The 20,524-nt window shown below is 39.3% G+C and carries 19 protein-coding genes; 12 read left to right on the plus strand and 7 right to left on the minus strand.

The window, feature by feature from the left end:
- Positions 1–100: 100 nt before the first annotated feature.
- The gene (locus FK178_RS14200; protein WP_146836677.1) at positions 101–577 is read left to right on the plus strand and encodes a hypothetical protein; all 477 of its coding nucleotides are present in this window, start codon (positions 101–103) and stop codon (positions 575–577) included.
- 64 nt (positions 578–641) lie between these two features.
- Here the strand turns inward: FK178_RS14200 and FK178_RS14205 are convergent, their stop codons facing one another.
- A complete protein-coding gene (locus FK178_RS14205; protein ID WP_146836680.1) occupies positions 642–1,802 on the minus strand; it encodes a glycosyltransferase family 2 protein in 1,161 nt (386 codons plus the stop codon).
- Positions 1,803–1,921: 119 nt separating this feature from the next.
- Between FK178_RS14205 and ruvC the strand changes: the two genes are divergently transcribed.
- From ruvC to FK178_RS14230, 5 genes are all read left to right on the plus strand, one after another.
- On the plus strand, positions 1,922–2,476 hold the full coding sequence (ruvC, locus tag FK178_RS14210; protein ID WP_262711696.1) for a crossover junction endodeoxyribonuclease RuvC: 555 nt from the start codon (positions 1,922–1,924) through the stop codon (positions 2,474–2,476).
- A gap of 43 nt (positions 2,477–2,519) precedes the next feature.
- A complete protein-coding gene (locus FK178_RS14215) occupies positions 2,520–2,885 on the plus strand; it encodes a four helix bundle protein (RefSeq protein ID WP_146836687.1) in 366 nt (121 codons plus the stop codon).
- Between the two features lie 29 nt (positions 2,886–2,914).
- Positions 2,915–4,051 (plus strand): radical SAM family heme chaperone HemW, encoded by a 1,137-nt coding sequence (gene hemW / locus FK178_RS14220; RefSeq protein ID WP_146836689.1) that lies wholly within the window; start codon positions 2,915–2,917, stop codon positions 4,049–4,051.
- Positions 4,052–4,148: 97 nt separating this feature from the next.
- The gene (locus FK178_RS14225) at positions 4,149–4,904 is read left to right on the plus strand and encodes a cyclase family protein (RefSeq protein ID WP_146836692.1); all 756 of its coding nucleotides are present in this window, start codon (positions 4,149–4,151) and stop codon (positions 4,902–4,904) included.
- Between the two features lie 44 nt (positions 4,905–4,948).
- Positions 4,949–5,305, plus strand: a complete 357-nt coding sequence (locus FK178_RS14230; protein ID WP_146836695.1) for a DUF4260 domain-containing protein — start codon at positions 4,949–4,951, stop codon at positions 5,303–5,305.
- Between the two features lie 266 nt (positions 5,306–5,571).
- Here FK178_RS14230 and tsf read toward each other — a convergent pair whose 3' ends face one another.
- The 4 genes from tsf to rplM form a co-directional block, all read right to left on the minus strand.
- A complete protein-coding gene (tsf, locus tag FK178_RS14235) occupies positions 5,572–6,396 on the minus strand; it encodes a translation elongation factor Ts (protein ID WP_146836698.1) in 825 nt (274 codons plus the stop codon).
- Between the two features lie 92 nt (positions 6,397–6,488).
- Positions 6,489–7,388, minus strand: coding sequence for a 30S ribosomal protein S2 (rpsB, locus tag FK178_RS14240; protein WP_146836700.1), 900 nt, complete (start codon positions 7,386–7,388; stop codon positions 6,489–6,491).
- A gap of 165 nt (positions 7,389–7,553) precedes the next feature.
- Positions 7,554–7,940, minus strand: coding sequence for a 30S ribosomal protein S9 (gene rpsI / locus FK178_RS14245; RefSeq protein ID WP_146836703.1), 387 nt, complete (start codon positions 7,938–7,940; stop codon positions 7,554–7,556).
- Entirely contained in the window at positions 7,940–8,395 is a 456-nt protein-coding gene (rplM, locus tag FK178_RS14250; RefSeq protein WP_146836706.1) for a 50S ribosomal protein L13, read from the minus strand. The genes rpsI and rplM overlap by 1 nt, the downstream gene beginning before the upstream one ends.
- A gap of 376 nt (positions 8,396–8,771) precedes the next feature.
- Between rplM and FK178_RS14255 the strand changes: the two genes are divergently transcribed.
- From FK178_RS14255 to FK178_RS14270, 4 genes are all read left to right on the plus strand, one after another.
- Positions 8,772–9,338, plus strand: coding sequence for a lipocalin-like domain-containing protein (locus FK178_RS14255; protein ID WP_168194606.1), 567 nt, complete (start codon positions 8,772–8,774; stop codon positions 9,336–9,338).
- A gap of 176 nt (positions 9,339–9,514) precedes the next feature.
- Entirely contained in the window at positions 9,515–10,084 is a 570-nt protein-coding gene (locus tag FK178_RS14260; RefSeq protein ID WP_146836712.1) for a DUF5004 domain-containing protein, read from the plus strand.
- A gap of 206 nt (positions 10,085–10,290) precedes the next feature.
- The gene (locus FK178_RS14265) at positions 10,291–13,395 is read left to right on the plus strand and encodes a SusC/RagA family TonB-linked outer membrane protein (RefSeq protein WP_146836715.1); all 3,105 of its coding nucleotides are present in this window, start codon (positions 10,291–10,293) and stop codon (positions 13,393–13,395) included.
- 11 nt (positions 13,396–13,406) lie between these two features.
- Positions 13,407–14,966, plus strand: coding sequence for a RagB/SusD family nutrient uptake outer membrane protein (locus tag FK178_RS14270; protein ID WP_146836718.1), 1,560 nt, complete (start codon positions 13,407–13,409; stop codon positions 14,964–14,966).
- Between the two features lie 148 nt (positions 14,967–15,114).
- Here the strand turns inward: FK178_RS14270 and polA are convergent, their stop codons facing one another.
- On the minus strand, positions 15,115–17,949 hold the full coding sequence (gene polA, locus FK178_RS14275) for a DNA polymerase I (protein ID WP_146837706.1): 2,835 nt from the start codon (positions 17,947–17,949) through the stop codon (positions 15,115–15,117).
- 215 nt (positions 17,950–18,164) lie between these two features.
- On the opposite strand from polA, the gene FK178_RS14280 reads away from it, so the two are divergent.
- Both FK178_RS14280 and FK178_RS14285 read left to right on the plus strand, forming a co-directional pair.
- On the plus strand, positions 18,165–19,391 hold the full coding sequence (locus tag FK178_RS14280) for a metallophosphoesterase (RefSeq protein WP_146836721.1): 1,227 nt from the start codon (positions 18,165–18,167) through the stop codon (positions 19,389–19,391).
- Between the two features lie 74 nt (positions 19,392–19,465).
- Entirely contained in the window at positions 19,466–19,762 is a 297-nt protein-coding gene (locus tag FK178_RS14285) for a thioredoxin family protein (protein WP_146836724.1), read from the plus strand.
- Here the strand turns inward: FK178_RS14285 and FK178_RS14290 are convergent.
- Positions 19,759–20,523 (minus strand): polysaccharide deacetylase family protein, encoded by a 765-nt coding sequence (locus tag FK178_RS14290; protein WP_146836733.1) that lies wholly within the window; start codon positions 20,521–20,523, stop codon positions 19,759–19,761. The genes FK178_RS14285 and FK178_RS14290 overlap by 4 nt on opposite strands.
- Position 20,524 lies beyond the last annotated feature (1 nt).

Consider the following 20,524-nt stretch of genomic DNA (forward strand, 5'->3'; position numbering starts at 1 on the left):
AAATTTCAGAATCCGGCAATGAAGAGTTCCTCCTTAACAAAAATGTATTTTGATTTGTTTTGCGTATTTTTGAGCTATAATACTCCTGAAAGATCCCTTAATGAGAATAAGATTATTCCTGCTGTTTTTAATTGGTTTGACGGGTTGCAAGGATTTTGAAACCAGGAAGATTACCTCAGAAGAGGTATTGGAGCTGGAAAGCCAAAGCCTCAACTGGAAAGAGGTAGATGAATATCCCGCATTTGAAAACTGCAAAAATATCACTGAAATTGATAGGGCCCGGGATTGTTTTGAGGCAACCGTGGCAAATTCGGTGAATGCTTATCTGGCGCGCCAGGAACCCATAGTTACGCAGGCTATAGACGACACCGTATTTGTTCATCTTGAGATCTCAAAAACCGGTTTTCCTACCATAGAGTCTATAGAGGTGGATACCCTTGTTACGAACCAGATCCCCGAGCTGAAATTGTGGATACAACAAAGTATAGATTCCCTTCCTAAGATATATCCTGCCAGTAAAAGAGGGATTCCCGTTTCAAGCATTTTTAAAATGCCTATTGTAATAAAGGCGGAGTAGAATTTGAGGCCTTTGGGTATAGGTTAGAGCGCGTGGAGATTTAGCCTAAAACCCATAACTAATTTCATCGTTTAAATGTCCTTCCTTTCCATTCATATTTTTTGAAAATAGACAAAATTGCTACCCCAGTAGAAAAAAATGGGTACACCAGGCTACTCCAGAAATAATGCCGCAGGACTTCTTTCCTTTTAAAGAATTTTGCCGCTGCGTAGAGCAACAGGAGATCTGATACAAATTTGAAAAGAAAGGCGATGAGAATGGGCTCGTAATCTACTATTTCCAGAAACGCGAGCACGCACCCGACTATAAGGCTAAAGTTCATTAATAACACCGCCAGGCCCGTGGTTTTGGCAAACCAACTTTTATATGCAGGTGTTTTAGCAGCCCAGCGTATGCGTTGGGAAATAAGAGCGCTAAGATCGGGTTCAGGTTTGGTTAGCACTATTGCTTCCCGGGATTTTAAAAAATCGGTCTTAAGTTTATGCTGAACAAATTTTTGAAGCAAAAACACATCGTCTCCACTTGAAATTTCCCCGTTACCCAGGAAACCTCCAACTTTCAGGAATGCGCCTCTATTATAACATAAATTAGCCCCATTGCACATAAATGCCTTTCCAATCCCAAAGCCACCGGCACCGGCAACCTGAAGGCTCAGTAGGTCCATTTCCTGGAACGCTTTGAAATATTTCATGCCTTTTTCCTGGCGTAAATTTTTTGCAGGAAAAACATAGGGTGAGAACATTACCGGGCCTGCAATTAATTCAGCTCCTGTTTTTTCTATCTTTTCATTAAAACCCTGCAACCATAATTCGGGGACTTCACAATCGGCATCGGTGGTGATTATATAATCAAAAGCCGCGTTTTGGATAGCGGTAGAAATTGCATCCTTCTTGGGTGAGCCAGTAACCCGAAAATTTTCCAGCAGGCTTATTCTTAGCTGGGGATTCTTCTGCTTAAAAGTCGTGCAAATTTCCCGTGATGCATCCCGGGAAGCATCATTTACCAGTAGTATCTCGAATAGGGATACGGGATATTTCAGCTTTAACAAAGAGTTGAATAGCTGCGGTAAGTTTCCCGCTTCATTACGGTAGGGTATAATAATTGAAAATCCGGTTTTGGCCGGAAGGTCCTTAATAGAAAATTGAGCTATCCTTTTCCACCCATAAAATAATGCTCCTATTAGAAACACATAGAGTATACTTAACAATCCAAGGAAAACACTCATAAGTTGCTTTTAAGCCGGTTCTCAAATATAGGAATAGCTAAGGAGAATTGTGTAGCTTTGTGAAGGCCTAAGAGGCCTGAAAAAATAACTTTTAAGTACTTACAATTAAGCATTTGCAATTGGTTAAAAGCGAAAGAATCATTTTAGGTATTGATCCCGGGACTACTATCATGGGTTTCGGACTTATAAAGGTGGAAAATAAGAAGATGCATTTTTTGCAACTCAACGAGTTATTGCTAAGCAAGTACAGCGATCCTTACATCAAACTAAAACTTATTTTTGAACGCACCATTGAACTTATAGATACCTATAATCCCGATGAGATCGCAATTGAAGCGCCTTTCTTCGGTAAAAATGTGCAATCCATGTTAAAGCTGGGAAGAGCCCAGGGAGTAGCGATGGCCGCCGGACTGTCCCGGCAGATCCCCATAACAGAATACCTTCCGAAGAAAATAAAAATGGCCATCACCGGAAACGGAAATGCCAGTAAGGAACAGGTGGCAAAAATGTTACAAAGCCTTCTTAATTTAAAGGAATTGCCCAAGAACCTTGATTCTACAGATGGTTTGGCAGCAGCCGTGTGCCATTTTTACAATTCGGGGGCAGTGAGCGTTGGTAAGAGTTATACAGGTTGGGATGCGTTTGTGAAGCAAAATCCGAATAAAATCAAATGACAATAAACAATTACCAATTAACAATAAGCAATTTTAAAAATTTATGAAAGATGCAAAAAGCAATCCGTTAGCGCAGAAATCATATTCTTTTGCTTTGCAAATTGTTTTGATTTGTAAAAGTTTAATGAATGAAAAAAAGGAATTTATACTCTCTAAACAACTCCTGCGCAGCGGGACTTCCATTGGAGCTAATATTGCAGAAGCAAATGGAGCTATTTCCACCTCAGATTTTTCGGCTAAGATTTCTATTGCATATAAAGAGAGCCTGGAGACCAAGTATTGGCTATCTATGTTAAAAGATGCAGAGTATATAAGTCATGAAGATATTGAAAGACTGCATCCCTTGGCAGATGAGCTTTCCCGAATTCTTTTTTCCATCTTAAAATCTACAAGATTAAAAAAGATCTAATTATTGATAATTGATTATTGTTAACTGAAATGTCTGGCATTTACATCCACATCCCCTTTTGCAAAGAGGCCTGTCATTACTGTGATTTTCATTTTTCGACTTCGGTAAAGAAGAAAAGGGAATTGGTAGAGATGCTTTGTAAGGAAATATTTCTGCGGAAGGAGGAATTGCCGGCCGGGGAGTTGCAAACTATATATTTTGGAGGAGGAACGCCTTCTTTGCTTTCTTCAGGAGAAATGAAAATGATATTTGACACTATTTATTCCAATTTCACTCTTGCCGAAGAGGCAGAAATTACTCTTGAAGCCAATCCTGATGATCTTTCGCGAGAGAAGCTGGAAATGCTAATGGCGGCAGGAATAAACCGGCTTAGCATAGGAGTACAATCTTTTTTTGAGGAAGACCTTCAGTTGATGAACCGGGCACACAACGAGGTAGAGGCCCTGCAAAGCATTCAATTGGCTAGGGAATATTTTGACAATATTTCTATTGATCTTATTTATGGAATTCCCGGGATGGGGGAAGAAAGGTGGAAAAAGAACATCCGGATTGCCCTTGACCTGGGGTTGCCTCATTTTTCCTGTTATGCCCTTACGGTAGAGCCAAAAACAGTCCTTAAAAAATTCATTGATAAAGGAATTATTAAACCGGTTGATGATGATGCTTCACGTCTTCATTTTGAGATCCTTACCCGTACCCTTAAAGATGCGGGGTATATTCATTATGAATTTTCCAATTTTGGAAAACCCGGTTATTTTTCAAGGAACAATACGGCCTACTGGATGGGGAAACCCTACCTGGGAATTGGACCATCAGCTCACTCTTTTAATGGAAATAAGCGAAAATGGAATGTGAGCAATAATTCCCTATATATAAAATCTCTGGAGAAAGGAGAAATTCCTTCCCAGGAGGAAGTATTGAGTATTACAGACAGGTATAATGAATACGTCATGACCCGACTTCGAACAATGTGGGGGATTTCTCTTAAAGAAGTTAATGAGCGGTTTGGTGATCAATTTTTTAATTATTTATTGGAACAGGCGAAACCTCTTTTGACCGGTAATTTACTGAAGCTTGAAAATGAACATTATCATGTTACGGAAAAAGGAAAATTTCTGAGTGATGGCATCGCTGCCGATTTGTTTTTGGTAAATTTGGAGGAGTAGGCAAACATTGGTGGAATTTGCTGGGATCTTAGGTGTTTGCAAAAAAATATTATTCGAAGGGAGATGAAAGGGAATAAATAGCGGGCTAAGCAATTTTATGAAAGCTAAAATAACAAACGATCATAATACATATATAGTTGATCTTTCCAAACCCCTGGATATATCCTTGAGCCTTAGAGGAGACGATAAGAATCCTGTGGCCTGGTACCTGGGGCATCCAAGAATTTTTCCGGTACGGGACGGCGATTTTGTTGGAAAGGTAAGTGAGGGAGCATCAACAAACTTCAATAATGTTCAATTTAATCCGCACGCTCACGGCACGCATACCGAGTGCGTGGGCCATATCACCAGGGAATTTTACAGTATCAATGACAGTCTTAAAACATTCTTTTTTACCGCGCGGCTTATAAGCCTGGAACCAGAAAAGAGGGGAGAGGATTTGGTCATTACTGAAGAGCAGATAAAGAGGGATTTAAGAAAAAATGAGGTGGAAGCCTTTATTATTCGCACCCATCCCAATTATATTGATAAGCGCTCGAAAAAATATTCCCATACCAACTGGCCCTATCTTGAAGAAAAAGCGGCAAAATATATTAAGGATTGCGGGATAAAACATTTATTAATTGACCTGCCTTCTGTAGATAAAGAAAAAGACGAGGGAAAATTACTGGCGCATAAGGCGTTTTGGGATTACCCTAAAAATACCCGTTTTGATGCTACCATTACAGAGCTTATTTATGTGCCTAATAAAATTGAGGATGGCGATTATATTCTAAATCTACAAGCCGCTTCTTTTGAGAACGATGCCGCCCCTTCCAGGCCGGTATTGTATAAGCCGGAAAATGATATGTAACAATCTGAAGTTATATAGATCCAATGGAAAAATCTCTTGTAAAAATGAATAAAATTTTAAAGCTGGAGGAACTGGCAATGTTCCTGGCCGGAATTTTTGCATTTAGCTTTCTGCCTCTAGCCTGGTGGTGGTTTCCGGTCCTTCTTTTTATTCCGGACGTTGGAATGCTGGGATATCTATATGATACAAAAACCGGCGCCTTTATTTATAATTTATGGCACCACAAAGGGCTCGCAATTGGTTTGACACTCCCCGGATTTTACTTGGATGACCTTTATTTACAGGTTGCCGGAATTATAATTTTTTCGCATTCCTCGCTGGACAGATTGTTGGGCTACGGTCTCAAATATGACAAAGGTTTTAAATTTACCCATTTGGGAGAGATTGGAAAACAGGGATAAGACTTAGGGTAAAGACCTGCCTGGGCTCATTAAATCTATCATTAAACAGGATCCCCAAGGTGGTATAGGTTCCCGGTCAATCCCATCCCTATCAGGATTGAAAAAAGGAGGGCGGCTTTTGTTTTCGGTGTATTAATTAATTTCAGATTTTTGTGAGAGGGCTTATAGCAGTGAATTCTGCTCAAATCAAAAGGCAATGCAAATAAAAAAGCCGCTCCCAGGGGAACGGCTTTAAAATATTTCTGAATAAACTTCCGAATAAAAAATTATCCCAGAGCTACTCTCTCAAATGCAACTACTTCAAGACCTTTGTCTAATGTCTTAACGTAATCTGTCACACTCATTTTGTTGTCTTTAATATAATCCTGATTGATAAGGGTGTTGTCCTTAAAGAAACGGTTAAGTTTTCCTTTGGCGATGTTATCCAACATAGCTTCCGGCTTACCTTCCTGTCTCAATTGATCTTTTGCGATCTCGATCTCCTTGTCAATAATAGACTGGTCTACACCTTCTTCATTTAAGGCTACAGGATTCATAGCAGCTGCCTGCATAGAAACGTTTTTTGCAACTTCTTCAGCTCCGTCAACCTTTGCGGAAAGACCTGTAAGAACAGCAATCTTATTTCCTGCGTGAATGTAAGAACCTACAAAAGGAGCTTCCAATGTCTTGTACGCGCCAATCTCAATCTTTTCACCAATAACTCCTGTTTGCTCAGTTAATTTATCCTGTACAGAAATTCCTTTGTAATCTGCAGCCAGTAATTCTTCTTTCGAAGAAGTGGCAAGGGCAAGATCAGCAAGGTCTGTTGCCAAATTGATGAATGCTTCATTTTTTGCAACGAAATCTGTTTCACAATTAAGGGAAATGATAACACCTCTTGTAGAATCTTCGTTTACCCTTGCAATAGCAGCACCTTCACTGGAATCTCTGTCGGCTCTGTTAGCTGCAACTTTTTGACCTTTTTTACGAAGGATCTCAATTGCTTTGTCAAAATCCCCTTCGGCTTCAACTAATGCTTTTTTACAATCCATCATACCGGCACCGGTAGACTTTCTTAAATTATTTACTTCTGCGGCGGTTATATTTGCCATGATGTTTAAATTTTTAGGTTTATAATAAATAAGTCGTTTAGTTTTTTGGTGAGAAAAGAACTAAACGACTCATAAAGGATATAGAAATGTTACTATTCTTCTTCTTCAGTTGAAGCATTAGCTTTTGCTACAGTCTCTTTTTTAGACTCTAACTTAACATCTTTCTGAGCCTCTTTCATCGCTTTTTTGTCTTCAGCATCTGTAGAAGGTACTTCTACTTCTTCTGAAGATTTTTTAGCTTTTGATGCTCTTGGAGTTCTTTCTCTTTTTTCCTCTTCATTACCATCTTCATCTTTGGTAGACTTTCTTTCAGAAAGACCTTCGATTATAGCATCAGAAAGGTAAGAAACCACTTTGTCAATAGATTTGGATGCATCGTCATTTGACGGGATCACGAAATCTACCTCACGCGGATCAGAATTGGTATCAACCATCGCAAAGATTGGAATGTTTAATTTTTGCGCCTCTTTAACAGCAATGTGTTCACGGGTAATATCTACTACAAATAATGCAGCCGGAAGACGGCTCATATCTGCTATTGAACCTAAGTTCTTTTCTAATTTAGCCCTTAAACGGTCAACCTGTAAACGCTCTTTTTTAGAAAGAGTATTGAAGGTACCGTCTTTTTTCATCCTGTCAATAGAAGCCATTTTTTTAACGGCTTTACGAATGGTGATAAAGTTGGTAAGCATACCACCCGGCCATCTTTCAGTGATGTACGGCATGTTAGCTCTCTCAGCCTGATCTGCAACAATTTCTTTTGCTTGTTTCTTGGTAGCTACGAAAAGTATTTTTCTACCACTGGCTGCGATCTTTTTCAGGGCCTCACCGGCTTCCTGCATTTTCGCAGCACTTTTATATAGGTTGATGATGTGAATCCCATTGCGTTCCATATAGATATATGGGGCCATATTTGGGTTCCATCTTCTTGTAAGGTGGCCAAAATGCACACCTGCATCAAGTAATTCTTTTACTTCTACTTTGTTTGCCATTTTTGTAATAGTTTACGTTCTGTTGAGACTAGCAACAACCAAGTGGCGATTTAATAAAAATCCGGCCTTGATCGTTTAGATGCTAAACTAACTTCCGCGGCAAGCGGAATAACAACAAAAATCTTATTAATTTTTAAATGAACTTGCGGGCAGTGCCCAGTAATATTAACGTTTGGAGAACTGGAATTTCTTACGGGCTTTCTTTTGTCCGAATTTCTTACGTTCTACCATTCTTGGATCTCTTGTCATTAAACCTTCTGGTTTTAAGACAGCACGGTTATCTGCATCCAATTCAACCATTGCTCTTGAAATAGCAAGACGAATAGCTTCAGCTTGTCCTGTGATACCACCACCGTATACATTTACCTTAATATCGAAGCTCTCTTCGTTTCCGGTCATGTTAAGTGGTTGCATTACTTTAAAAACTAAAGGACCTGTGGTGAAATAATCGTTAAGATCTTTTTTGTTGATAGTAATGTTACCTTTTCCTTGGCCAACATATACTCTGGCAACAGCCGTTTTTCTACGACCAATTTTGTGAATAACCTCCATTACTTAAGATCGTTTAGGTTAATAGTTTTAGGTTTTTGAGCTTTAAGATCGTGTTCAGATCCTGCATAAACCTTTAAATTACGGAATATAGTTGCACCTAATTTATTTTTAGGCAGCATTCCTTTTACCGCATTTTCAATTAACCTTTCCGGGCCTTTATTGAATAATTCGGTTGCAGTTAGACTGCGTTGTCCCCCAGGGTAGCCGGTGTGGCGAATGTATTCCTTAGAATCCCATTTCTTTCCTGTTAAGTTGATCTTCTCGGCATTTGTTACAATTACATTGTCACCGCAATCAACGTGTGGGGTGAAGTTAGGCTTGTATTTCCCTCTTAGCAATTTTGCAACATGAGATGAAAGACGACCTAAAGTCTGACCATCAGCATCTACGTGTACCCAATCTTTGGTCACGGTAGCCTTGTTGGCCGATACTGTTTTGTAGCTTAATGTGTCCACACTAATTAAATTTACTTATTATTAAACATTCCATTCCCTGTAACACGAATTTGAATCGTGAAAACAGGGGTGCAAATGTACAATTATAAATTCATAATGCAAATAGTAGTTTCATTAATTTATTGAGTCTAAAGATACTGTATATCAAAGCCTTTGGTAGATGTGTATTAGGAGATTAAAAAATTAACTCTTGGAGTGCTCAGGAAGGTTATATTTTAATTCAAATGTAGGAGACGGATTACGTCCAGGAAGAAAAATCCGACAAAAAGTGTTAAATAACCGACGAACGGTAAAATTAAAGTTAAAAATGTCATAAAGTTAAATTGCAGCTTCCTATATTTGCCCCTGAATGTTAACCAGTTATCTTTTTATGCGTATGAAAAGCTTTACTTTATTTCTTACTTTATTGTTAACAAGTGTATTATTCACTTCATGCCAAAAAGAAGAACTATATGATAAAGAGGCGGAGGCGAGAAATGCGAGTGTCTTTATATATGATTCTTACCTAATTGGAAATTGGGAGGTTAACTCTATGATCGTTGACCGGGATGTGGATCTAAATGGTGATGCCAAATTCAGCGACAATCTTTTGCTGGAAACTTCCTGTTTTGAAACTATGAGCTTTGAGTTTAGAGGGAATAAAACTTTCACAATGACTACTTCGGCCCTGGGTTTACAGGTGAGGGATGATAAGGAAGTATTTTCCTGTATGCAAGAGAAGGTCCTGCAAGGGAACTGGAGCCTTAAAAATGATGTCCTATATTTATATGTAAAGATCAACCAGCGCGTTCACGAACAGAAAATACATTTATTACTTTCTGAAGATTCTTTTGCATTTGAGGTGAATGACGCAGAATCTAAAGAATATTTAAAAGACCAGGGTGGGACATCTGCCTCTGGCCTTGTAGTTGTTTCTCTTGAATATTCCCGCAAAATAAAATAAGACTTTCTAATTTTTATACCTCCTACATTTTCCTACAAATACTTTCCTAATTTATCGACGAAATGCACAATTAAACGATAAGAAGTAATACTTGTGTTAAAAGTGTCATAATTTATTTAAAATCAGCTGTATATTTGCCGCGGAATTACCCCCTAATCTATAATTATTTTTCTGCTATGAAAAAGTTTATTAAAAATTCAATTCTTTTAAGCTTAACTGCTCTTTTGTTTTCGGCTTGTTCCGGAGAGGATTTTGACGACAAAGACGCTGAGGCTTTAGATCAAAAAATGCTTACCTATATTGAAACAGCCGATTTGGTAGGTCATTGGGATCTAAGCGTATTGCGTTCAAATATTGCTGTAGATCTTAATGCAGATGGTACCAGCAATACAAACCTGCTGGAAGAAACCACTTGTTTTGATGTTATGAATATTGATTTAAAGGATGATATGACATTTACATCTGTGAATTCCCGAATGGATTTTGCAGCTGGCGAAACGAATGACGCTTTTGCTTGTATGGCCCCAAGAACAGATGTAGGCACCTGGGATGTACAAGGCGATACCTTGACTCTAAATGTTAATATTGCCGGTTCTATCTATACCCATACCAAGAAGCTTACAATGGGTACCAACACCTTTTCTTTTGATGTTGAAAAGTGGGAATCAGAGCAATATGTAAAAGATCCCGGGAATACAGTAGTCTCAGGGATTACTATTATGTCTCAAACTTATACAAGATCCTAACTATCTAATTTATTTAGATATTTTTAAAACCCGGTTAAGAACCTTTCTTAACCGGGTTTTTCTGTATAAAGACAATTCCATTAAGAGAATTTAACGGCATAGGCGAACATTTGTTAATAATTCTTAATAAAAGTTAAGGGTATATTAATGCTGAGTTAAAAAAATTAATATATTTGAGACCAATTAACAAAATCTAACAATTAACAATGAAAAGAAATTTACCCATCCTTTTCCTTTTGCTATTTATATTCCAGTTGGGATATGCGCAGGAAAGACCAATCACAGGAACGGTGAGTGATTCACAGGGAATGCCTATTCCCGGTGTTAACGTAACCGTTAAAAATGCCCCAAACCGTGGAGCTCAGACAGACTTCGACGGTAATTTTACAATTAATGCAGCCAATAATGAAGTTTTGGTGTTCTCTTTTGTTGGTTTAACAAGAGTAGAACGTACTGTTGGAACTGCCACTGTCTTAAATGTAACCATGCAGGAAGATTCTGAATCTCTGGATGAGGTTGTTGTAGTGGGATACGGTGTACAGGCTAAAAGAGATGTTACCGGTTCTATTTCACAGGTGAAAGGTGATGAGATCGCCAACCTTGTTACTCCCAGTTTTGAAGCTCAGTTAGCTGGTAGAGCTGCCGGTGTACAGGTTACTACCCAGAGTGGTATTATTGGGGAGACTCCCCGTTTCCGTATTAGAGGTATTGCTTCTATTACTTCCGGAACTTATCCTCTTATTGTTGTGGATGGAATTCCAATCTATACAGGAGACCTTGGAGGTTATGCAAGTAATAATGCTTTAGGGGACATTAACCCTACAGATATTGAATCTATTGAGATCTTAAAAGATGGTTCGGCTACAGCTATCTACGGATCTCGTGCTGCCAATGGTGTTGTTTTGATCACTACCAAATCTGGTAGAGAAGGTAGAATGACCATTAACGCAAACACCTCAGTTGGTTTTGCAACCCCAATTAGTAAATTTGACCTTTTGAAAACTGCAGATTTTATCACAATTTCTAATGAAAAAAGAACTAACCGTAATGCAGCTACACTTTGGGCTGCCGGAACTGAGTTTGATACAGATTGGCAAGATGCTGTTTTAAATAACAGTGCATTACAACAAGATCATAATGTTTCTTTCTCAGGAGGAACTTCGAACACTACATACTACTTATCCCTTGGATATTCCAATCAGGAAAGTGTTGCCCGTCCTAATGACATGGAGCGATACTCATTCAGATCAAACATTGATCAAAAGATAAAAGACTGGTTAAGTGTAGGTGTAAATGCCGGTTTAACAAGAACAGAGTACAACGGTCTTAACACCGGAACCAACTCTCTTTCCGGGAACATTTTCAACGCAACAAGACAGCACCCTAACGTGCCTATCTATAATGCAGATCATCCTTCAGGTTACAACATTGGTTACCGCGGAACAGACGGAAACTGGTTAAGTGAAAACCTTGTTGGGCCCTGGGATAACCTGGCGTTGATTGGAGATAACCTTCCAAACATCATGTATGCTATTGAGAATAACAACTATTACTCAAAAATTAACAGGATCATCTCAAATGTGTATGCAGATGTGAAGCCTATTGCAGGTGTAAACTTCAGAACTCAGGTGAGTGTTGACCAGGCGAACACTTCTGGATTCCTTTACTGGAGCCCAGTTCATGGTGACGGGCAGTCAACCAACGGTAGGGTACAAAACAATAATACAGATCTTACCCGATGGAACTGGCAAAACATTTTGAGCTATAACAATACTTTCGCTGATGCTCATACTGTTGGACTTACACTTATCAACGAATTCCAGAAACAAAGAAACCAGAGTTTCTTCGCTACAGGTACAGATCTTTCTGATACTTTCTTCAACAAGAACCTTATAAGCAACTCTTATGGAATTCCGGGATCTGGTGGAGGATTAACTGAGAACGGATTTATTTCCTATGCAGGTAGATTTAACTACAACTATGCTAACAGGTATTACCTTCAGGCCACTTTAAGAAGAGACGGATTGTCCTCGCTTCCTGAGGCTAATAGATTTGGAACATTCCCCGGAGTATCTGTGGGATGGACAGTTTCTGAAGAAGCCTTTATGGATGGTGTAGATGCTGTAAATGACTTTAAAATAAGAGGTTCTTACGGTAAAGTTGGAAACGTTTCCATTGGAAACTATCCATACCTTGGTCTTTACGGAGCTGCGAAATACGGAGATGCTAACGGAATTGGTTATGCCCAGTTTGGAAACAACAATCTTAGATGGGAAACCAGTACTAAATATGACGTAGGTTTTGACCTTAGGATGTTCAATAACAGGTTCACCTTTAATTTTGATTACTTCCTTAATGAGACAGACGATTTAATTCTAGATCTTGAAACTCCAATGTCTTTGGGTATTCCTAATAATAGTTATAGTGCAAACATTGGTGCTATTAAGAACAGTGGGGTTGAACTAGCTGCAGAAGCCAGAATTATTCAAACCCAGGATTTCACCTGGAATTTAAACGCAAATATTTCGTTTGTGGATAATGAGGTTGTTTCCCTTGTTAACGGTCAAGACCGTATAGCAGCTAATAACTTTACAATTACCAGAGAAGGAGAACCTATTAACACACTTTATGGTTTCAGATACTGGGGTGTAAACCCTGCAAATGGTAACCCGGTGTACTATAAAGCTGATGGATCTTTGGTTCAGGGGATGTTACCAGGTGGTACTTATACTACATTTGATGCTGCAAATCCTGCAGCTGCAGGTACCGCTGCTTCACTTAGTGCAGCTGCAGACAGGACTTTACTAGGCCAAACTCTTCCAAAATACTTTGGAGGTTTAAGTTCCAGTATGGCATATAAAGGTTTTGATTTTGGTTTCTTGTTTAGATTTAGCGGAGGTAACAAAATTTTCAATGCCACAAGACGTGATCTTTTAAACATGAACTTTACAAACAACAGTACAGAGATCTTGGGAAGATGGCAAAGTGTTGAAAATCCGGGTGACGGATGGACTCCTAGATTATACTGGGGAACCAACACTACCACGAATCTTTCATCCAGTGCTTACAGCCGTTTTGTAGAAGACGCAGATTTCATTAAATTAGATAATATTACTTTGGGTTATACCTTACCTTCAGATATTTCTCAAAGAATGGGTATGAGTAAATTCAGAGTGTATGCTCAGGCTCAAAATGTTTGGATAATCACAGATTATTCTGGTGCTGATCCTGAAATGGAAATTGCGGGAGTAGATCTTAACTTAACTCCACGATCTTCTATTGTATCTTTTGGATTGAATATTGGATTATAAAAAATTAGGATATGAAAATTAATTTGAAAACTAAAACAATGAATACAGTTGCCAGAGGCGTTGTATTTGTAATGGGGATTTCACTCTTTACCGCATGTACAGAGGAAAATGTCCTTGAACTAGAGCCATTTAATCAGGTTTCTGAAGATGCGGCCTTTTCAACACCGGCGTTGATAGAACTTTCGCTTACGGGAATGTATAATGCTGCTCAAAGAGGAGATTATGTTGGACAGGGCCGTGGGTATCCTTTTGGAGCCGCTTCGATCCAGCAGGGGGATAACCGCGGGGAAGATGTTGTGAACACACAAACATTTTACCAGTTAACCTATACCGGAACTTATGATCCCTCTACCTTGAACAATGTTTTTATGTGGAGTGATACCTACCGGTTGATCAACAGAGCAAATATTGTAATTCAGGGTGTTAACACAGCAATAGAAAATGGAGTTATCACTCAGGAAGTTGGAGATGACTACCTTGGGCAGGCTAAGTTTATGAGGGCAATTGCTCATTTGGAATTGATATCTCATTTTGCTAAGCCATATGAGACTTCAGGATCTAATTCAAACCTGGGTATCCCTTACCGTGAAATTCCTTTTACTACAGAGGCTAATATTGAAGCCGGAATTGCTCAGGGTAGAAACACTGTTCATGAGGTTTATACCAAGATCATTGCAGATCTTGATGAGGCTGAAGGTCTTTTGAAGACAAAAGCTGAAAGAGGTGGTACTTTAGGAATAGTTAGAGCTACAATGGAGGCTGCAATTGCTTACAAAACCAGAGCTTACCTGCATATGAGAGAGTGGCAAAAGGTTATTACCGAAGGTGAAAAGATCTTAGGTGATTACAGTTTAACTGCAGATCCTAATGATGTTTTTGAAAATGGATATAATAATTCTGAGTCCATTTTCTCAATGGAGAATACTGCCAACAATAACCCCGGGGTGAATGCTGCACTTGGTTCTCAATACAACCGTAGAGCATTGGTGGTGATAAGCCCAATCGTGTGGAGAAATGAGTTTTGGTTACCAAACGACTTGCGTCGTAGCGAAGACCTTGTTTCAATGAGATCGGGAATTCCACATACCAATAAATATAAGGACGATGTGAACTATAGCGATGCAACACCTTTGATGCGTTATGCTGAAGTTTTACTTAACGTTGCTGAAGCTTACGCACGATTAGACAGGCTGGCTGAAGCCCTTGATCTTCTAAATGAAGTAAGAGACAGATCGCTGCCTGCAGGAGCTGCAAGTTATTCAGCATTTGGAAGTAAAGAGGATTTACTACGCGCCATTATTGCAGAGCGTCGAATAGAATTCGTTATGGAAGGTAAAAGATGGCAGGATATTCACAGGCTGCAGGTTGATACATTTGTAGATTATGATGGTGTACCAGCTAAAGTTGCAAATGGATTTCCCCCGGCTTCTGCCTATACCTTAGGAACACCTTATTCAGGACCTTATGGAGTTGAAGCAATCCCTTATTCAGATTTCAGGTTCTTATGGCCTATACCTCAACAGGAGATGAACAACAATCCTAATATGGTACAGAATCCAGGATGGGAATAATAAATTAGATTAAAGTTTGAATTAGTCTGATGAAAGCCGGTTAAGACCAAATCTTAACCGGCTTTTTTTAAGTAAAAGCAGATAATAAAAAAACCTCAGAGAAATTTTCTCTGAGGTTTTTCATTTTGAATCGTTTTTCAAATTTTTATTAGTGCGCTTCCAGCCAGTTATCACCTATCCCCACTTCAACATCCAGAGGAACATCAAGTTTAAAGGCGTTTTCCATCTGGGTCTTTATCATTTTGGTAACCACTTCAATTTCATCTTTGTGTGCATCAAAAACCAATTCATCATGTACCTGCAACAACATTTTAGTCTTGAATTTCCCTTCTTTTAATTTCTTGTGAATGTTGATCATGGCGATCTTGATAATATCGGCAGCACTTCCCTGGATAGGTGCGTTTACCGCATTTCTCTCGGCGGCACCGCGTACCACCTGGTTTTGGGAGTTAATATCCTTTAAATAACGCCTTCTGCCTAAAACAGTTTGCACATAGCCATGTTCCCTGGCAAATTCTATTTGGTCACTTATGTATTTTCTTAATTGTGGGTAAGTAGCATAATAAGTATCTATAAGTTCTTTAGATTCTCCCCTGCTAAGCCCGGTCTGATTACTTAACCCAAATGCAGAAACCCCGTAAACAATACCAAAATTGACCGTTTTTGCATTCCCACGCTGTTCCCGGGTAACTTCTTCCAAAGGAACATTAAATACCCTGGAAGCGGTGGAAGAGTGAATATCTTCTCCCTGTTTAAAGGCCTCTATCATATTTTTTTCTCCGCTTAAGGCAGCTATGATCCTAAGTTCAATTTGGGAATAATCTGCGGCGAGGATCCTGAAATTTTCATCACGCGGTACAAAGGCTTTCCTTACTTCCCGACCTCTTTCAGTACGAATGGGAATATTTTGAAGATTGGGGTTGTTGGAGCTTAACCTTCCTGTGGCAGCAACAGTTTGCATATAATCTGTATGCACCCGGCCGGTAGTTTTTTCAACCTGGGTAGGTAAAGCGTCAATATAAGTATTCTTTAGTTTTACCAACCCGCGGTAATCGAGCACGCAGCGCACAATATCGTGGTCATTGGCAAGAACCGAAAGTACATCTTCACCAGTGGAATACTGGCCGGTTTTAGTCTTTTTTGGTTTTTTTATAAGCTCCAGTTTTTCAAATAAAATGAGCCCAAGTTGCTTGGGTGAACCAATGTTGAACTGCTCTCCGGCTTCTTCGTAGATCCTGTCTTCAAGTTCTTTTATATCATTTTCAAGGTCCTTAGAGAGGGATTTAAGAAATTTTTCGTCCAGGTTGATTCCCTCCAGTTCCATATCGGCAAGCACTCTTACAAGTGGTATCTCTATCTCTTTAAAAAGGCTCTCTGTATTAGCTTCCTGTAATTCGGGTTCAAAATGTTGTTTTAACTGGAGGGTAATATCTGCGTCTTCCACCGCATATTCAGTAAGTTGTTCCAGGGGAACATCTCTCATATTTCCCTGTCCTTTTCCTTTTTTACCAATTAACTCGGTAATAGATTGAGGGGTATAGTTTAGGTAAGTTTCGGCCAGTACATCCATATTGTGGCGCATATCAGGATTGATTAGGTAATGCGCGATCATGGTGTCAAATAATGGTCCTTTTACATCTATATTATATTTTGCGAGAGTTTTAATATCATATTTAAGATTCTGTCCAATCTTTTCAATTTTTTCAGATTCAAAGAAAGGTCGCAGTTTATCAATGAGCTTCTGTGCCCCCGCATCATCTTCAGGAAATGGCAGGTAGAAGCCTTTTCCTGCTTCCCAGGAAAAAGCAATTCCCACGAGCTTTGCTTCGAGACAATTTAAACTGGTAGTTTCGGTGTCAAAACAAACCGATGTTTGTTTCATTAAATTCTGTAGAAATAATTCGGTAGCCATCCCCGGGGCAAGACTTTGATACACATGGGAGGCATCTTTCAGGGTTTTTCTTCCGGAATAAGACTCAATTTTTTCAGCTTCTTCTCCAAATAGGGAAAATTGGCCAGCTCCCGCTGTAGGAGCCTGTTGAGCCTGAGCTCTGGCAGTTGCGGTACTGGTCACCTGTGTAGGAGTGGCGGTTTCTTCTCCAGAGAATAATTTAAGGAATTGCTCTTTTAACCTTCTAAATTCCAGCTCTTCAAAGATCTCCTGGACCTTTGCGGCATCGGGCTGTGACAATTCATAATCTGTCTCGTCAAAGCGCACATCGCAATCACATTTTATAGTGGCCAGTTTTTTTGAAAGAATTCCCTGTTCGCCAAACTCTTCCAGCCTTTCCTTCATTTTGCCTTTAAGTTTGTGGGTATTGGCCAGAAGTTCTTCCATACTGCCAAATTCCTTAAGGAATTTTTTCGCCGTTTTTTCACCCACCCCCGGTAAACCGGGAATATTGTCTGATGCATCCCCCATCATTCCCAGGAAGTCTATTACCTGCTCAGGACGGTCTACCCCAAATTTTTCTTTTACTTCAGGAATTCCAAGGATTTCGATCCCGTTGCCCATCCTTGCGGGACGATACATAAAAATATTTTCGGAAACCAGTTGGGCGAAATCTTTATCAGGAGTGACCATAAAAACCCGGTAATTTTCTTTTTCGGCCTGTTTGGCCAGGGTTCCAATCACATCATCGGCCTCGCAGCCGGGAAGTACTACTACCGGAATATGCATAGCTTCAAGAATGCTCTGGATATAGGGAATGGCGATCATAATAGGCTCGGGTGTAGCGTCGCGATTGGCCTTATAATCTGAATACATTTCGGTACGTTCGGTGCTGCCATCTTTGTCAAAACAAACGGCGAGATGATCTGGCCGTTCTCTTCTTATCACATCAAATAGCGAGTTCAAAAATCCCATAATTGCCGAGGTGTCCAACCCCTTGGAATTTACCTGTGGATTTTTTATAAAAGCATAGTATCCCCTGAAGATCAGGGCGTAAGCATCCAGTAGAAATAAACGTTTTTGTTCGGCCATTTGTGTTTTCTTAAAGATCATAAAACTACAAAACTTATATGGGCAATTAAAACCCAAGTTGTTATTTTAGCGTGAGAGAAGAGTGGGTTATTCGCCACAGTAAAAGAAGGATTTTCCAAGTGTTTGTCTATAGTCCAATTGGTTAAACTAACTGTAAAATGATTTATATGGCATAACTATGGCTGTATCTTCGCAATTAAAACCCAAGGTTTACAATGCGCTGGATCATTTTCATTTTCATATATTTTTTAATTAATTTTTATTCCTTTCAGTCCCTAAGGACTATTACCCGTAGTAATTGGGTATTAATAGGATATGTTATAGTATCTATAGCAATTTTAGTCAATTTGATATATCAATTATCACAACCAAATCCTGAAGGTGGCTTTACGGGGGGCAGGGGATATGCTATAGGTTTTATGCTGGCCTTTATGGCGGGTAATTTAATTAGCATGCTTTTTATGTTTGGCGAAGATATAGGAAGAGTTATTGTGGCCGTTTTTCAAAAGGTTACCACCCCTGCTGAAAGCTTTAGTTTACCATCCCGTCGAAAATTTATAAGTCAGATCGCTATGGGAATAGCAGCCATTCCATTTGCATCCCTGCTTTATGGAATGTATGAGGGAAGGTACAATTTCAAAGTTTTAAAATACACCCTGCATTTTGAGGATCTGCCAGATTCCTTTAATGGATATCGAGTAGCCCAAATAAGCGACATTCACAGTGGAAGTTTTGATAATAAAAAGAAAATTGAATATGCCATTGACCTTATTAATGAACAGGAGGCTGATACGGTTTTATTTACCGGTGATCTGGTGAATAACCTGGCGGACGAGATGACACCGTGGACCCGCACCTTTGCGAATATTAAATCCAAAGATGGCGTATTTTCTGTATTGGGAAATCATGATTACGGAGATTATGTAAGCTGGAACAGTGACAGGGAAAGACTGGCCAATGTTCAGGCGGTAAAAGATGTACATGCTAAAATGGGATGGAATCTTTTGCTTAATGAGCATAGGTTTATTGAAAAGAATGGAGAAAGGATCGCATTGGTAGGAGTAGAGAATTGGGGTACAGGCGGCTTTAAAAAGAAAGGTGATCTTGATAAGGCAGGGCAGGGCTTATCACCCGGCGATTTCAAAATCCTTATGAGTCACGACCCATCCTACTGGCAGGAAAAGATTAAAACAGATCCTAATAACTACCAGCTTACTTTAAGTGGCCATACCCATGGGATGCAATTTGGGATCGAGATCCCTGGTTGGTTTAAATGGAGCCCAGTGCAATACAGGTACGAGAACTGGGCAGGGATTTATGAGGAATTTGGAAGATATATTAATGTTAACCGCGGTTTTGGTTTCCTGGCATATCCCGGGAGAGTAGGAATCTGGCCTGAAATAAGTGTAATTGAATTACGAAAAGGTCCTAAGCCTGCATAATTGAAAGAAATTACTATATTTGATATTATTATTTTAATGGTATTAAATCCTGATCAAAAATTTGCTTCCAGCTTATGTCAAAATTTGGTGAATTAATAGATTTAAACATTCCGGTCTTATTGGATTTTTATACCGAATGGAATGATGCTTCAGCCTCCATGCATCCCGTACTTAGAGATGTTGCTGCCGCCCTGGGAGACAAGGCCAAGATCATCAAAATAGATGTTGATAAGAATACGCAGCTTGCAGAAGCCTTGCGTGTAAAAGGCCTTCCTACACTTATGATCTATAAGAATGGGGAAATGAAATGGAGACAAAGCGGTGAGCAGGATGCCAATACTCTTATTGGGCTTCTTAAAGAGTATATCTAGAGGGCTTTGAACTCATATCCCTTCTGGGAGTAATGTTGAAGAACTGAAGGAAGAATTATTTTCAAATTTCCATATGCTTTTAAACTGTCGTGAAATACAACGATGCTTCCCGGTTTTGAAAAATTTTTCACCTCCTTTAAACAGGATTCCGGGTTTTTAGTTGGATTGTAATCTTCACTTATAACATCCCACATAACAATTTTGTAATCCTGTTGTTCCAATTTTCTTATTTGAATAGGGGTAATCTTTCCGAAAGGAGGCCGAAAAAGTTTTTGGCCGGTAGATGTTGGTTGTTGGAGTGGGGTTGTTTGTTGTGAATTGTTATTGGTTGGCCGTTCCTTTGGGGTTTTGAGATAATGGAATTGAGGTTTTTTTGTTATTTCTGAAGGAGGAGCTGCAATTAATTTTTCCTGGAGTTTATCTCTAATTGTTCTCTCTGCCTGTAGAATGTTTTCCAAATAATTATCTGAGGAAGTTTTCCAGCCATTTAAATGATTAAAGGTGTGGTTGCCAATGCGGTGACCATCAGCTAAAATCATTTTAAACACGTCAGGATGTTTATGCACATTATCTCCAATGCAGAAAAAAGTAGCTTTTGCGTCGTATTCCTTCAGAAGGGATAAGACCCAGGGAGTAACTTCAGGAATGGGGCCATCATCAAAGGTGAGGTACAGGATTTTTTCGGTAGAAACTTTATTCCACAGCAGGGAGGGAAAAAAAATCCTTCCTGCTGTAGCAATAAACCTGTTTATGCTTGTCATT

Origin of the sequence: Antarcticibacterium arcticum (assembly GCF_007993795.1) — a bacterium.
Taxonomy (GTDB): Bacteria; Bacteroidota; Bacteroidia; order Flavobacteriales; family Flavobacteriaceae; genus Gillisia; species Gillisia arctica.

Coding starts and splice junctions, on each gene's coding strand:
- FK178_RS14230 (WP_146836695.1), top strand. CDS start 4,949: ATGAATAAAATTTTAAAGCTGGAGGAACTGGCAATGTTCCTGGCCGGA.
- FK178_RS14260 (WP_146836712.1), top strand. CDS start 9,515: ATGAAAAAGTTTATTAAAAATTCAATTCTTTTAAGCTTAACTGCTCTT.
- FK178_RS14215 (WP_146836687.1), top strand. CDS start 2,520: ATGAAAGATGCAAAAAGCAATCCGTTAGCGCAGAAATCATATTCTTTT.
- FK178_RS14255 (WP_168194606.1), top strand. CDS start 8,772: ATGAAAAGCTTTACTTTATTTCTTACTTTATTGTTAACAAGTGTATTA.
- hemW (WP_146836689.1), top strand. CDS start 2,915: ATGTCTGGCATTTACATCCACATCCCCTTTTGCAAAGAGGCCTGTCAT.
- FK178_RS14270 (WP_146836718.1), top strand. CDS start 13,407: ATGAAAATTAATTTGAAAACTAAAACAATGAATACAGTTGCCAGAGGC.
- FK178_RS14200 (WP_146836677.1), top strand. CDS start 101: ATGAGAATAAGATTATTCCTGCTGTTTTTAATTGGTTTGACGGGTTGC.
- FK178_RS14205 (WP_146836680.1), bottom strand. CDS start 1,802: ATGAGTGTTTTCCTTGGATTGTTAAGTATACTCTATGTGTTTCTAATA.
- polA (WP_146837706.1), bottom strand. CDS start 17,949: ATGGCCGAACAAAAACGTTTATTTCTACTGGATGCTTACGCCCTGATC.
- rpsI (WP_146836703.1), bottom strand. CDS start 7,940: ATGGAGGTTATTCACAAAATTGGTCGTAGAAAAACGGCTGTTGCCAGA.
- FK178_RS14265 (WP_146836715.1), top strand. CDS start 10,291: ATGAAAAGAAATTTACCCATCCTTTTCCTTTTGCTATTTATATTCCAG.
- rpsB (WP_146836700.1), bottom strand. CDS start 7,388: ATGGCAAACAAAGTAGAAGTAAAAGAATTACTTGATGCAGGTGTGCAT.
- FK178_RS14285 (WP_146836724.1), top strand. CDS start 19,466: ATGTCAAAATTTGGTGAATTAATAGATTTAAACATTCCGGTCTTATTG.
- FK178_RS14225 (WP_146836692.1), top strand. CDS start 4,149: ATGAAAGCTAAAATAACAAACGATCATAATACATATATAGTTGATCTT.
- FK178_RS14280 (WP_146836721.1), top strand. CDS start 18,165: ATGCGCTGGATCATTTTCATTTTCATATATTTTTTAATTAATTTTTAT.
- FK178_RS14290 (WP_146836733.1), bottom strand. CDS start 20,523: ATGACAAGCATAAACAGGTTTATTGCTACAGCAGGAAGGATTTTTTTT.
- tsf (WP_146836698.1), bottom strand. CDS start 6,396: ATGGCAAATATAACCGCCGCAGAAGTAAATAATTTAAGAAAGTCTACC.